Origin of the sequence: Actinomadura bangladeshensis (genome assembly GCF_004348335.1) — a bacterium.
Classification (GTDB): Bacteria; Actinomycetota; Actinomycetes; order Streptosporangiales; family Streptosporangiaceae; genus Spirillospora; species Spirillospora bangladeshensis.
The window spans coordinates 1-13,819 of record NZ_SMJW01000212.1; the positions used below are offsets into that span (position 1 = coordinate 1).

Sequence of the window (13,819 nt, forward strand, 5' to 3'; positions counted from 1 at the left end):
GGATTTCCCCGCGCTCCGCCCCCGGTCACGGCGCCCGCCGATCATCACTACACTCCCCCACCATGTGGCGCGGGTGGTTTGTCCTGATGGTCGGCGCACTGCTCGCCTGCCTGCCACCGCCCGCCGCGGCCGCCGGGACGGCGGCACTGGAGCGTGCCAAACCGGTGGGCCGCCTGGACCACCTCGCCGCCGAGCTCCGCCGCGACCCCGTCTACGTCACCGACCACGCGCCGCGGGCGCTGCCGGCGGACGCGGCCGACCGGATCCGCAAGGCGGTCGCCCGGCTCCGCGTGCCCGTCTACGTCGCGGTGACCCCGACCGCGCTCGTGGAGCGCTACTACGCCGAGGACCTGGTGCCCCTGCTCCACGACCGCCTGAACCGCCCCGGCCTCTACATCGTCGCCGACCCGGCGAGCACGCGGTTCTTCGCCGTCCAGTACGGCGCCACGACACTCCCGGTGAAGGACGCGATGTACGCCGCGAGCTCGGAGCTGCCCACCGACGCCGGCGCGGTCGCCGCGATCGAGCGGTTCGTCGAGATCGCCCTGTCCGGGCACGCCGCGGAGCGGCGGGAGAACGCGGGCCCGCGGCCGAAGTCGAAGGTCCGCATCGCCCTGGACGCCCGCGACCGGTCCGAGCGCGAGGCGAGCCGCGCGGAGTGGACGATGTTCGCCGCGGGCACCGCGCTGAGCGGGGTCCCGCTCCTGCTCCTGCTGGTGGCGCTGCGGCGGAGATCGGCGACCCGCGCCGAGCGCACCCGGGCCGCACGGCTGGAGAAGGCGCGGGCCGGGAAGCGGGGGAAACGCCGGTGAACGCCATCACCCGGGTCTTGATCGTCACGGCCCTCGCGGTCGCCGCGCCGCTGCTCGCGGCGGTCCCGGCGGCGGGCGAGCCGATCCCCGTCCCGTCCTACGCGCAGCACCGGCTGGACCGGGTCGCGGCGGCGCTCGCCGAGGACCCCCTGTTCGTCGACCCCGACATGTCCGCCGCGCTGGACGAGCCCGGCCGCGCCCGCGTCCGGGCGGCGATGGACGCGACGGCGCGCGCGACCGGCACGCCGGTGTACGTGGTGGTCATTCCGAACAAGTCCGGTTCGGAGAGCGACGGCATGGACAACGTGTTCCTGCACTGGCTCCACGGCAAGCTCGGCCGCGACGGGCTCTACCTGATGGTCAACTCCTCGGCCTGGTTCGAGGACGAGGCGTTCAACGTGCCGCGCCGGCTGTGGGGCCTCGACGACGAGAGCACCGACCGGCCCGCCGATTCCGAGCGCCGGTTCGCGGACCTCGCCGACCGGCTGGTCGCCTGGCTGGGGCTCGTCCGGAACGCGCCGCCGGCCTCGCCGCGCAGCCCCGAGCTGTACAGCTCGCCCGACCCGTGGGGGGCCGAGCACGAACTGCGGCTCGTCGAGCCGGAGACCAGGGCGCCCTTCCTCACCGGCCTGCTGCTCGCCGGCCCGTTCGCCGGCGCGACGCTGTACGGGCTCGGCCTGGGCGCCGCCGCGTACCGGCGCCGCCGCCGCACGCCCCGCCCCGCCGCCCCGGCCCGGGCCGCCGAGACGCATTCCGGCGCCCCCGCCGAACCCTCGGTCACCTGGCTGCGCCGCACGGGCCGCAAGGAACTGGACCGGCTGCGCGACCTGCTGCCCGAGGCCGCGGGCAATCCCGGCCGCACCTACGCGGTGTCCGCCTACGACGTCGCCCAGATCCTCTACGACGAGGCGGGCGAGGACCCCGACCGGGCCCTCGACCTCGCCGGGGCGATCGTCCTGGCCCGGCTGGGGCGGGCGGCGCTCGCCGGGAAGACCGCGCACCCGGCTCCGCCGTGCTTCGTCAACCCGCTGCACGGCCCCTCCGCGCAGCGCCGGAAGATGCAGCCGGGCGGCACCCGCTCCAGGCGCCGCCCGGTCTGCTCCGCGTGCGCCGGCCGCCCCCTGAGGGCGCTGGACGAGCGGACGCTGAAGGGTCCGGGCCCGGACGGTCCGCTCCCGCACTACGCCGTCCCCGGGGTCTGGCGGGACACCGGCTTCGGGGCCGACGGCGACCCGATCCCACGCATCCAGGAGTATCTCGGTGTGGAGTGAACCGTCGCCCGGCGCGCGGCTGGCCGCGGAGCTGCGGCGTTCCCCCATCTACGTCGACCCGTCGCTGGCCTCCGCGCTGCCGGACGCCGAGCGCAAGCGCCTGACCGCCAAGTTCGCCAAGCTCCCCGTGCCCGTGTTCGTCGTCCTCGTCCCGCTGGTCAAAGGCGGGACGTGGAGCGACGACGACCAGCTCGTGACGGTCGTGCGCGCGAACCTCGGCCGGGACGGCGTCTACATCACGTTCGGCAGCATCGGCGACGACCTGCGGGCGAAGGAGTTCGGCGGCGACCACGACGCCCGCGAGGCCGCCTGGGCCGTGTCCTTCGACCGCGCCTACCGGGACGCGTCGGTCACGAGCCGCCTGGACCGCATCGCCGACCTGATGCTGTCCGGCGACGCCAAGAAGGAGTACGACCGCCAGAGGGCGGCGATCGACGAGCGCGCCGAAGAGCGCGGCATCGAAAGGCCGGGCACCCCGGAGGACGGCTCCCCCGTCCTGCCGATCGCGCTGGGCGCCGCGGGCATCGCGGCGGCCGGGATCGGCGGCCTCCTCCTGTGGCGGCGGCGCCGCATGGCGTCCGTCCGCCGCGAGGGCAGCGCGCTGCTGCTGCCCCGCACGGTCTTCTCCACGGCCAAGCGCGCCAGCGAGGACCAGCTCCGCGAGCAGGCGTCCCACGAGGTCATCGTGTTCGGCGAGCTCCTGGACGGCACGGACGTCCCCGCCTCCGGCGAACGCGCCGGCGAGCTGATGACCAGGGCGCTGGACGCCTACCAGGCGGCCGGCAAGGCCCTCGACCGGGCGCGCGGCATCCCCGACCTGGCGGGCGTCCTGGTCCTGCTCGACCAGGGCCGCGACGCGCTCGCCTCGGCCCGCGCCCTCGCCTCCGGCGCCCCGGAGATCCCGCCGAGCCCGCTCTGCTTCTTCAACCCGCTGCACGGGGACGCGGCCACCGAGATCGACTGGCGCCCCATCGGCTCCCGCCGGCGCCTGCGCGTCCACGCCTGCCGCGACTGCGCCCGCTCCGCCCGCGCGAAGGAGACCCCCGACATCCTCATGGACCGCCAAGACGGCCGCGACGTCCCCTACTTCGAGGTGGACCCGTCCCAAAGCGTCTGGGCCGAAACCGGCTACGGCCAACTACGCGACGACCTGGTCCACAGAATCCTCAGAGGCGACCTGAACCCCAAGTAACGCCCCCTACGATCCCCCCCTTCTGGACGACTGGGGAGTCACTGAAGCATGTCGGCTGTCAGGTTGGCCTCGGTTCCGGGGATGCCCTGGTCGGTGGCGCGCTTGTCGGCCATGGCGAGGAGGCGGCGGATGCGGCCGGCGATGGCGTCCTTGGTGAGGGGCGGGTCGGCGAGCTGGCCGAGTTCCTCCAGGGACGCCTGCTTGTGCTCCAGGCGGAGGCGGCCGGCGTTGACGAGGTGCTCGGGGGCGTCGTCGCCGAGGATCTCCAGCGCGCGGGCGACGCGGGCGCCGGCGGCGACGGCGGCGCGGGCGGAGCGGCGCAGGTTGGCGTCGTCGAAGTTGGCGAGCCGGTTGGCGGTGGCGCGGACCTCGCGGCGCATCCGGCGCTCCTCCCAGGCGAGGACGCTGTCGTGGGCGCCGAGCCGGGTGAGGAGGGCGCTGATGGCGTCGCCGTCGCGGACGACGACGCGGTCGACGCCGCGGACCTCGCGGGCCTTGGCGTGGATCTTCAGGCGGCGGGCGGCGCCGACGAGGGCGAGCGCGGCCTCGGGGCCGGGGCAGGTCACCTCCAGCGACATGGACCGGCCGGGTTCGGTGAGCGAGCCGTGGGCGAGGAACGCGCCGCGCCAGGCGGACTCGGCGTCGCAGGCCGCCCCCGCGACCACGTGCCGGGGCAGGCCGCGGACGGGCCGGCCGTTGTTGTCGATGAGCCCGGTCTGGCGGGCGAGCGACTCGCCGTCCCGGAAGACGCGGACGACGTACCGGTTGCCCTTGCGCAGGCCGCTCGGCGCGAGCACGACCACCTCGGAGGTGTGCCCGAACACCTCCGCGATGTCCTTGATGAGGCGCCGCGCCGCCACGCCGGTGTCGATCTCGGCCTCGATCACGATCCGCCCGCTGACCAGGTGCAGGCCGCCCGCGAACCGCAGCAGCGTCGAGACCTCGGCCTTGCGGCAGCACGGCTTCATGACCGTGAGCCTGCTCAGCTCGTCCTTGACCACACCGGTCATCGCCATCTGATGAACCCTCCCCCTATCGGACTCCCAGCAGTGTGGCCGATGCCGACCACGCGGGATGTCACTCGCTGAAAATCTGTACCAAGGCTTGGGCCAGCCGGGCGGGTTCATGACGCGGCGAGCCGTCGTCGGCGGCGACGTCGGCGAGGACGAGCCGCCCGCCGAGGGCCCGCGCGGCCTTCTCGAGCGCGGCCGGGTCGTCCACCACCGCGCGGTCGGCGATGACGACGTCCACGCGCAGGTCCGGGGCGTGCGCCTGCAGGACCTCCAGGTGGGTCTGCGGCGAGAAGTCGTCGGTCTCGCCGGGCTGCGGCGCGAGGTTGAGCGCGACGGCGCGGCGGGCGCGCGCCGTGGTGAGGGCGCGGGCCAGCGCGGGCACTTTGAGGTGCGGCAGGACGCTGGTGAACCAGGAGCCGGGGCCGAACAGGATCCAGTCGGCGTCCTCGACGGCGGCGAGGGCCTCCTGGCAGGCGGGCGGGTCGGCGGGGACGAGCGACACGCCGAGCACGCTGCCGGGCGTCTTCGCGCACGCCGCCTGCCCCTTGACCTGGGTGATCTCGTCGGGGCGGGACGGGTCGGCGCCGCGCACCTCGGCGACGATGTCCATCGGGACGGCCGCCATCGGCAGGACGCGGCCGTGCGCGCCGAGGAGCCGCCCGACCCAGTCGAGCCCGGCGACGGTGGATCCTGCGGCGTCGGCGCCGCCGAGCAGCTCCCACAGCGCGACGATGAGGAGGTTGCCGACGGCGTGGTCCTTCAGGTCGCCCTCGCTGCGGAAGCGGTGCTGGACGACGTCCCGCCAGGTCTGCCCCCATTCGTCGTCGCCGCAGAGGGCGGCGAGCGCCATCCGCAGGTCGCCGGGCGGCAGCACGCCGAGTTCGCGGCGGAGCCGGCCGCTGGAGCCGCCGTCGTCGGCGACGGTGACGATCGCGGTCAGCCGGTCGGTGACGCGGCGCAGCGCCGACAGCGAGGCGTAGAGGCCGTGGCCTCCGCCGAGCGCGACGACCTTCGGGCCCGCCGTTGGGCCAGGGTGCTTCACCGTGCCGTTACTCTCCTCGTCCGGGGACCGCGGGCGGTCATTCGCGGCCGAGGTCACGGTGGGCGACCTGCACCTCGATGCCCTCGTCCCGCAGCCGGGCGGCGATCTGTTCCGCCATGGCCACACTACGGTGTTTTCCGCCGGTACATCCCACGGCGAGCGTCACGTAGTGCTTGCCCTCCCGCTCGTAGCCGCCGGCGAGCAGCCGCAGGACCTCCGAATAGGCGTCCAGGAACTCCTTGGCGCCGCGCTGGCCGAGGACGTAGTCGCGGACGGCGGTGTCGCGCCCGGTCTTCGGCCGCAGCTCCGGCACCCAGTGCGGGTTCGGCAGGAACCGGCAGTCGACGACGAGGTCGGCGTCGACCGGCAGGCCGTACTTGTAGCCGAACGACACGACGGTCGCGCGCAGGCTGGACTCGCCGGTGTCGTTGCCGAAGAACCCGATGATCTTGTTGCGCAGCTCGTGCACGTTGAGGCCGCTGGTGTCGATCACCAGGTCGGCCTCCGCGCGGACCTCGCGGACGAGCTCGCGCTCGCGGGCGATGCCGTCCACCAGGCGGCCGTCGCCCTGCAGCGGGTGGGGCCGGCGGACGCTCTCGAAGCGGCGCACCAGGTCGGCGTCGTTCGCCTCCAGGAACACCACCCGCGGGTGGACGCCGCGCGCCTCCAGCTCGGCGATCGAGGAGTGCAGGTCCTCGGTGAAGGCGCGGCTGCGGACGTCCACGACGACGGCGATGCGCGGCACCGCGTCCTTCACCCGGCCGCCGAGGTCGGCCATCGTGGCGAGCAGCCCCGGCGGCAGGTTGTCGACCACGAACCAGTCGAGGTCCTCCAGGGACTTGGCCGCGGTGCTGCGGCCCGCCCCGGACATGCCGGTGACGATCACGATGTCCGGTATCTTGGTCTCGCTGGTCATGCCCGTCTCCCCCTGTGCTCCCCGTCGCCCGTGCCCCCGGCCGCGCCCTCGCGCGCCGGAACGGTACCGCCGTGCAGCGCCGCGACGATCCCCTCGGCGCTGCGCGTGCCGATCCCCGGGACCTCGGCGACCTGCTCGGGCGTCGCGTCCCGCAGCCGCTTCAGCGAGCCGAAGTGCTTCAGCAGCGCCGCCCGCCGCGCCGGGCCCAGACCCGGAACGTTATCGAGTTCGCTGGCCGTCATGGACTTGGACCGCCGCTGCCGGTGGAAGGTGATGGCGAAACGATGCGCTTCGTCGCGTACCCGCTGGACGAGGAACATGCCCTCGCTGTTGCGCGGCAGGATGACCGGATCGCCCTCGCCGGGGAGCCAGAGCTCCTCCAGCCGCTTGGCGATGCCGCAGACCGCGATGTCGTCGACGCCGAGCTCGTCGAGGGCGCGCTGCGCGGCGGCGACCTGCGGCGGGCCGCCGTCGACGATCACCAGGTTGGGCGGGTAGGCGAACTTGCGCGGCCGGCCGGTCTCCGGGTCGATCGGCTGGTGCGCGCCCTCCTCCGTCTCGCTCCGGGGGGACGACCCCCCAGACCCCCCGGCCACCGCCTCATGGGGATCCCCGAGGTGGTCGAGCTCGCCCATCTTCTCGCTCTCGGCGAGGTAGCGGCGGAAGCGGCGGGTGATCACCTCGTGGATGGAGCGGACGTCGTCCTGCCCCTCGACGGCCTTGATCGTGAACCGGCGGTACTCGCTCTTGCGGGCCAGGCCGTCCTCGAACACGACCATGGACGCGACCACGTTCGTGCCCTGCAGGTTGGACACGTCGTAGCACTCGATGCGCAGCGGCGCCTCGTCCAGCTCCAGGGCGTCCTGGATCTCCTGGAGGGCGCGGCTGCGGGTGGTGAGGTCGGACGCGCGGCGCGTCTTGTGCTGCTTGAGCGCCTCGTGGGCGTTGCGCGCGACCGTCTCCAGCAGGGCCTTCTTGTCGCCGCGCTGCGGGACGCGCAGCCGGACCGGCCCGTCGCGCTGCTCCGACAGCAGCTCGGTCATCGCGTCCTGCTCGGGCGGCAGCGCCGGGACCAGCACCTCCCGCGGCACCGACTCGCTCTCGCTGTAGATCTGGATGAGGAAGTTCTCGACGAGGTCGGCGGTGGTGACCTCCTCGACCTTGTCGACGACCCAGCCGCGCTGGCCGCGGATGCGGCCGCCGCGCACGTAGAACACCTGGACGGCCGCCTCCAGCTCGTCCTCGGCGAAGGCGATCATGTCGCAGTCGGTGCTGTCGGGCAGGACGACGGCCTGCTTCTCCAGGGCGCGCTCCAGGGCGCGGATGTCGTCGCGGAGCCGGGCCGCGCGCTCGTACTCCTGGGACGCGGCGGCCTCGCGCATGTCGCGTTCGAGGCGCTTGATGAACCGGGTCGTGTTGCCCGCCATGAAGTCGCAGAAGTCCTCGGCGAGGAGGCGGTGCTCCTCCGGCGAGACGCGGCCGACGCACGGCGCCGAGCACTTGCCGATGTAGCCGAGCAGGCAGGGGCGGTCGAGCTGGTGCTGCCGCTTGAACACGCCGGCGCTGCACGTCCGGACGGGGAACACGCGCAGCAGCTGGTCGACCGTCTCGCGGATCGCCCACGCGTGCGAGTACGGCCCGAAGTAGCGCACGCCCCGGCGCTTCGCGCCCCGCATCACCATCACCCTCGGGAAATCCTCGTTCAGGGTGACGGCGAGGTACGGATACGACTTGTCGTCGCGGTAGCGGACGTTGAACCGGGGGTCGAACTCCTTGATCCAGGAGTACTCGAGCTGGAGGGCCTCGACCTCGGTGCCGACGACCGTCCAGTCGACCCGGGCGGCGGTCTGCACCATCGTCTGCGTGCGGGGGTGCAGCGAGGAGTAGTCGGCGAAGTAGGAGTTGAGGCGCGAGCGCAGGCTCTTGGCCTTGCCCACGTAGATGACCCGGCCGTGCTCGTCGCGGAAGCGGTACACCCCGGGGGATTCGGGGATCGAGCCCGGTGCGGGTCGGTAGGTCGCCGGATCTGCCACGCTCAGAAGCCTAGTGGGCGGCACCGACACGCCGGGCTTCCGCGCAGCCCGTCCCGGTGCGACGATCGGTGCAAGGTGATATAGATCTCCCTTTTCATGTCGGATGACGGCAAAGCGATGGGAAAGGGATGGTCGGGCCGAGGTTTCCGATCAGCCGAGGAGGTCGGTGCGCACGTGTCCGCGCTCTGGGCCTGGGTCTTCCTGGCCGGCGTCGTCGCCACGTCCGTGATCGTCGTGGAGGCGGTCCGCCGGCTGCTCGCCGGGCGGCTGTCGCACCGCTGGCCGGGCGCCGGCCGGGTCGCCCGCCGCGTCGCCGCGCCCGCCTTCGCGTTCGCCACGGTGGTCAGCGCCAACGCGGCGATGCCCTACCACCTGCTGCACGGCTCGCCCGACGGCGCCGTCCGGCACACGCTGCGGATCGCCGCCATCGGCGCCACGACCTGGCTGGTGCTGCGGATCGCCTACGCGCTCAGCGACCCGCCGCTGGAGCGGCTGATGCACATCGAGGGCGAGCGCAACCGGCGGGCCCGCCGCGCCCGCACCCAGATGCTGCTGCTGCGCCGGATCGCGGCCGTGGTGATCACGATCGTCGCGGTCGGCGCCGCGCTGTTCACCTTCCCGAGCGTGCGGGCGATCGGCGCCGGGGTGCTCGCCTCGGCGGGCGTCGCCGGGCTGGTCGTCGGCATCGCGGCCCGGCCCACGCTCGGCAACCTGCTCGCCGGGCTGCAGCTGGCGTTCAGCGACGCGCTGCGCCTGGACGACATCGTCGTCACCCAGGGCACCTGGGGGCGGGTCGAGGAGCTGACGCTGTCCTACGTGGTGCTGCGGCTCTGGGACGACCGCCGGATGATCTTCCCGGTGTCGCACTTCACCGAGCAGCCGTTCGAGAACTGGACCCGGCACTCCAGCCGGCTGCTCGGCTCGGTGGAGCTGCACGTGGACTGGACGGTGCCGGTCGAGGAGCTGCGCACCGAACTGTACTCGGCGCTCCGGGACAACCCGCTGTGGGACCGCCGCGAATGGGTGCTGCAGGTCGTCGAGACCCTGCCGAACGGCCTGCTCAAGCTGCGCGCGCTGATGAGCGCCGCCGACTCGGCGAGCACCTGGGACCTGCGCTGCGACGTGCGCGAGCACCTCGTCGTCTTCATCCGCGAGAACTACCCGGAGGCCCTCCCCCGGTTCCGCGTGGGCGCCGAGCCCGTCGCGGACGGCACGGGCCTCTCCCCCGCCGGCGGCGCGGGCCCGTCTCCGGACGGCTCGGCCGCCGCCGCGGACGGCGCGGGCCCGTCGGCGGACGGCGCGGCCGCGGCGCCGGCCCCGCGGACGGAGGGCGGCGCCTCGTCCGGGGTGAACGCGCCGGAGGACCCCGACGGCGCGCCGGACGACTCCGGCGGCCGGACCGACCCGCGCGGGGACGGCCCGGCGCCGCGCACGCCGCTCAGGCGAGCATGATCTTCCCGCCCTGGACGGTGACGTCCCTCTTCTCCAGCGGCTTGTCCGCCGGCGGGTGCACCACCGACCCGTCGCTGATCTTGAACTTGCTGCCGTGGCAGGGGCAGTTGATCGTGCCGCCCGACACCGACCCGACGCTGCAGCCGCGATGGGTGCAGGACGCGGAGAACGCCGTGAACTGACCCTGCTGCGGCTGGCAGACGACGACCTCGGCGTCCTCGAACACCTTGCCGCCGCCGACCGGGATCTCGTCGGCCGACGCCAGGGCGCCGCCGGACCCGGCGTCCCCGCCGGAGCCGCTGGACCCGCCGGACCCCGCATCGTCGCCGGACCCCCCGCATGCGGCCGCCAGCCCGGCCACGCCCGCGAGACCCGCGCCGATGAGCAGGCCCCGGCGGCTCCTCGCGTTCCCCGGCTCCCGCTCCGTCCCGTCCGCCTGCGCGTCGGACCCCTGTGCCGTCTCGGACCCCTGTGGCATGCTCGCCCCTCCGGTGACATGTCTCGGTCGTTCCGTCACCCGGGAACACGAACGAGCGGGCGGGATGGTTCAAAGCCGAACCAGTTTCAAGATCGGCCGGATGCCACCTCAGGTGACGACGATGCCGCCGTCCTTCACCTGGATCGGGTACTCCTGCAGCGGCGTGCCGGCCGGGCCCTTCGCCACCGACCCGTCCGTGATCTTGAACTCGCTGCCGTGGCACGGGCAGTGGATGATCCCGTTCCGGACGCTGCCGACCGTGCAGCCCTGGTGGGTGCACACCGCGGTGAACGCCTTGAACTCGCCCTGGGCGGGCTGGGTCACCACGACCTTCTCGTCCCCGTAGATCTTGCCGCCGCCGACGGGCACGTCCGCGGCCTCGGCGATCTGCTTGCCCTTGAGGTCCTGGGCGGACTTCGCCCCGCCGCTCCCGCCGCATCCGGCGATCACGGTGGCGCCGACGGCCCCGGCGCCGCCGCACAGCACGGCCCGCCGCCCGATCCCCCCGTCCCCGGCCGCCCGGGGCATCACGTTCTCTCCCATGGGCTCCATCTTGGTGGACGGCCCGGGGCGCCGCGCACCGGCCCCTCGGCGTCTAGCCGAGGATCTTCTTGAGGAACTGGCCGGTGTGGCTGGCCTCGACCCCGGCGACGTCCTCGGGCGTGCCGGTCGCGACGACCGTGCCGCCGCGCGAGCCGCCCTCGGGGCCCATGTCGATGATCCAGTCGGCGGTCTTGATGACGTCGAGGTTGTGCTCGATGATCAAAACCGTGTTGCCCTTGTCGACCAGGCCGTTCAGGACGCCGAGGAGCTTGCGGATGTCCTCGAAGTGCAGGCCGGTGGTCGGCTCGTCCAGCACGTAGATGGTGCGGCCGGTGGAGCGCTTCTGCAGCTCCGAGGCCAGCTTGACGCGCTGCGCCTCGCCGCCGGACAGCGTCGGGGCGGGCTGCCCCAGCCGGACGTAGCCGAGGCCGACGTCGTTCAGCGTCTTCAGGTGCCGGTGGATCGCCTTGATCGGCTCGAAGAACTCGGTGGCCTGCTCGATCGGCATGTCGAGCACCTCGGAGATCGTCTTGCCCTTGTAGTGGACCTCCAGGGTCTCCCGGTTGTAGCGGGCGCCGTGGCAGACCTCGCACGGGACGTAGACGTCCGGCAGGAAGTTCATCTCGATCTTGATGGTGCCGTCGCCGGAGCAGTTCTCGCAGCGGCCGCCCTTGACGTTGAAGGAGAACCGGCCCGGCTGGTAGCCGCGCACCTTCGCCTCGGTGGTCTGCGCGAACAGCTTGCGGATGTGGTCGAACACGCCGGTGTAGGTCGCCGGGTTGGAGCGCGGCGTGCGCCCGATCGGCGACTGGTCGACGTGGACGACCTTGTCGAGCTGGTCGACGCCGTTGACCCGCTTGTGCTTGCCGGGGACGGTCTTCGCCCCGTTCAGCTTCTTGGCCAGCGAGTTGTAGAGGATGTCGTTGACCAGCGTCGACTTGCCCGATCCGGACACACCGGTCACGGCGGTCAGGACGCCGAGCGGGAACGCCACGTCGACGTTCCGCAGGTTGTTCTGCTGTGCGCCCTTGACGGTGATCTCGCGGCCCTTCGTGCGCGGCCGGCGGATCTGCGGGACGGCGATCTCCCGCCGCCCGTCCAGGTAGGCCCCGGTGAGCGACCGCTCGGACTTCTTCAGGTCCTCGACGGTGCCGGACACGACGATCTCGCCGCCGTGCTCGCCCGCGCGGGGGCCGATGTCGACGATCCAGTCGGCGGCGGCGATGGTGTCCTCGTCGTGCTCGACGACGATCAGCGTGTTGCCCATGTCGCGGAGCCGGATCAGCGTCTCCAGCAGCCGGTGGTTGTCGCGCTGGTGCAGGCCGATGGACGGCTCGTCCAGGACGTACAGCACGCCGACCAGACCGGAGCCGATCTGCGTCGCGAGCCGGATGCGCTGCGCCTCCCCGCCCGCGAGCGTCGCGGACGCCCGGTCGAGCGTGAGGTAGTCGAGGCCGACGTCCAGCAGGAATCCGAGCCGGGCGTTGATCTCCTTGAGCACCCGCTCGGCGATGTGGGTCTCGCGCTCGTTCAGCTCCATGGCGAGGAGGAACTTGGCGGCCTCGCCGATCGGCATGGCGGCGACCTCGGCGATCGACATGCCGCCCATGGTGACGGCCAGCACGACCGGCTTGAGCCGGGCGCCCTCGCACGTCGGGCACGGGATCTCCCGCATGTAGCCCTCGAACCGCTCCCGGCTGGAGTCGCTCTCGGACTCGGCGTGCCGCCGCTGGATGTAGGGGATCACGCCCTCGTAGGCGGTGTAGTACGACCTCGTCCGGCCGTAGCGGTTCTTGTACCGCACGTGGACCTGGGTCTCGTGCCCGTTGAGCACGGCCTTGCGCGCCTTGGCGGGCAGCTTGTGCCAGGGGGTGTTGAGATCGAACCCCATGGCGTCGCCCAGCGCGGACAGCAACCGCAGGAAGTAGTCGCTCACATGCCCGTTGGACCAGGGCTGGATCGCGCCTTCCCCGAGTGTGAGTTCCTCGTCGGGAACGACGAGCTCGGGGTCGACCTCCATACGCGTCCCCAGCCCGGTGCAGTCAGGGCAGGCGCCGTAAGGCGAGTTGAACGAGAACGACCGCGGCTCCAGCTCCTCGAACGAGAGGTCGTCGTAGGGGCAGTACAGATGCTCGGAGTACATCCGGGTGCGGTTCTCGTCACCCTCGTCGAGATCGACGAAGTCGAGGACGATCGTGCCGCCCGCGAGCCCGAGCGCGGTCTCCACCGAGTCGGCGAGCCGCTGCCGCGCGGAGTCCTTCACCGAGAGCCGGTCGACCACGACGGAGATGTCGTGCTTCTCCTGCTTCTTCAGCTTGGGCGGCTCGTCCAGCCGAATCATCTGGCCGTCCACGAGCGCCCGCGAGTAGCCCTTGGACTGCAGCTCGCGGAACAGCTCCAGATACTCGCCCTTACGGCCGCGGATGACCGGCGCGAGCACCTGGAACCGCGTGCCGGGCTCCAGCTCCAGCACCCGGTCGACGATCTGCTGCGGCGCCTGCCGGCTGATCGGCCGGCCGCACTCGGGGCAGTGCGGGTGCCCGATGCGCGCGTACAGCAGCCGCAGGTAGTCGTACACCTCGGTGATCGTCCCGACCGTCGACCGCGGGTTCTTGCTGGTCGACTTCTGGTCGATCGACACCGCCGGGGACAGCCCCTCGATGAAGTCGACGTCGGGCTTGTCCATCTGGCCGAGGAACTGCCGGGCGTACGCCGACAGCGACTCCACGTACCGGCGCTGGCCCTCCGCGAAGATCGTGTCGAACGCCAGGCTGGACTTGCCGGACCCCGACAGACCGGTGAACACGATCATGGAGTCCCGCGGGAGGTCGAGCGAGACGTCCTTCAGGTTGTGCTCGCGTGCTCCACGCACGATGAGTCGGTCATGCACGGTGGTGATCCGGTTCCTCTTCTGGGGCGCGGCGATGGGGAGAGACACGTCGGTCTCAGGCTAGCCACGGGGTACGACAGAATCCCCCGACCCTGTAACAGCGACGGCCGCCGCCGCATTTCATGAAGCTACCCGCCCGTCCCGGAAGGTTCGGACGCCCCTCCCGCACCGTACACG

At 72.7% G+C, this 13,819-nt stretch carries 11 protein-coding genes; 4 read left to right on the forward strand and 7 right to left on the reverse strand.

All coding sequences use genetic code 11. The features are described 5' to 3' along the window. Positions 1-62: 62 nt before the first annotated feature. The 3 genes from E1284_RS30615 to E1284_RS30625 are packed head-to-tail and all read left to right on the forward strand — an operon-like array spanning position 63 to position 3,275. Positions 63-812 (forward strand): hypothetical protein, encoded by a 750-nt coding sequence (locus tag E1284_RS30615; protein WP_165965487.1) that lies wholly within the window; start codon positions 63-65, stop codon positions 810-812. Beyond that, a complete protein-coding gene (locus tag E1284_RS30620; protein ID WP_131943640.1) occupies positions 809-2,083 on the forward strand; it encodes a hypothetical protein in 1,275 nt (424 codons plus the stop codon). The genes E1284_RS30615 and E1284_RS30620 overlap by 4 nt, the downstream gene beginning before the upstream one ends. After that, positions 2,073-3,275 carry a hypothetical protein gene (locus E1284_RS30625; RefSeq protein WP_131943641.1) on the forward strand — a complete coding sequence of 401 codons (1,203 nt, stop codon included), beginning with the start codon at positions 2,073-2,075 and terminating at the stop codon, positions 3,273-3,275. Before E1284_RS30620 ends, E1284_RS30625 begins: the two co-directional genes overlap by 11 nt. 38 nt (positions 3,276-3,313) lie before the next feature. Here E1284_RS30625 and whiA read toward each other — a convergent pair whose 3' ends face one another. The 4 genes from whiA to uvrC form a co-directional block, all read right to left on the reverse strand. Continuing rightward, a complete protein-coding gene (gene whiA / locus E1284_RS30630) occupies positions 3,314-4,291 on the reverse strand; it encodes a DNA-binding protein WhiA (protein WP_131943642.1) in 978 nt (325 codons plus the stop codon). A gap of 61 nt (positions 4,292-4,352) precedes the next feature. Then, positions 4,353-5,330, reverse strand: coding sequence for a gluconeogenesis factor YvcK family protein (locus tag E1284_RS30635; protein WP_131943643.1), 978 nt, complete (start codon positions 5,328-5,330; stop codon positions 4,353-4,355). A gap of 37 nt (positions 5,331-5,367) precedes the next feature. After that, positions 5,368-6,246, reverse strand: coding sequence for an RNase adapter RapZ (gene rapZ, locus E1284_RS30640; protein ID WP_131943644.1), 879 nt, complete (start codon positions 6,244-6,246; stop codon positions 5,368-5,370). Beyond that, entirely contained in the window at positions 6,243-8,279 is a 2,037-nt protein-coding gene (uvrC, locus tag E1284_RS30645) for an excinuclease ABC subunit UvrC (RefSeq protein WP_131943645.1), read from the reverse strand. Before uvrC ends, rapZ begins: the two co-directional genes overlap by 4 nt. A 174-nt stretch (positions 8,280-8,453) precedes the next feature. Between uvrC and E1284_RS30650 the strand changes: the two genes are divergently transcribed. Next, positions 8,454-9,731 carry a mechanosensitive ion channel family protein gene (locus E1284_RS30650; RefSeq protein ID WP_243714844.1) on the forward strand — a complete coding sequence of 426 codons (1,278 nt, stop codon included), beginning with the start codon at positions 8,454-8,456 and terminating at the stop codon, positions 9,729-9,731. Here the strand turns inward: E1284_RS30650 and E1284_RS30655 are convergent. The 3 genes from E1284_RS30655 to uvrA all read right to left on the reverse strand — a co-directional run bounded on the left by E1284_RS30655 (position 9,718) and on the right by uvrA (position 13,642). Next, positions 9,718-10,209: a Rieske (2Fe-2S) protein gene (locus E1284_RS30655; RefSeq protein ID WP_131943647.1), complete on the reverse strand. Its 492-nt coding sequence runs from the start codon at positions 10,207-10,209 to the stop codon at positions 9,718-9,720. The two genes, E1284_RS30650 and E1284_RS30655, sit on opposite strands and share 14 nt — an antisense overlap. A gap of 108 nt (positions 10,210-10,317) precedes the next feature. Further along, positions 10,318-10,752: a Rieske (2Fe-2S) protein gene (locus E1284_RS30660; RefSeq protein ID WP_341770434.1), complete on the reverse strand. Its 435-nt coding sequence runs from the start codon at positions 10,750-10,752 to the stop codon at positions 10,318-10,320. Between the two features lie 52 nt (positions 10,753-10,804). Beyond that, positions 10,805-13,642 (reverse strand): excinuclease ABC subunit UvrA, encoded by a 2,838-nt coding sequence (gene uvrA / locus E1284_RS30665; RefSeq protein WP_131943649.1) that lies wholly within the window; start codon positions 13,640-13,642, stop codon positions 10,805-10,807. Positions 13,643-13,819: the final 177 nt, after the last annotated feature.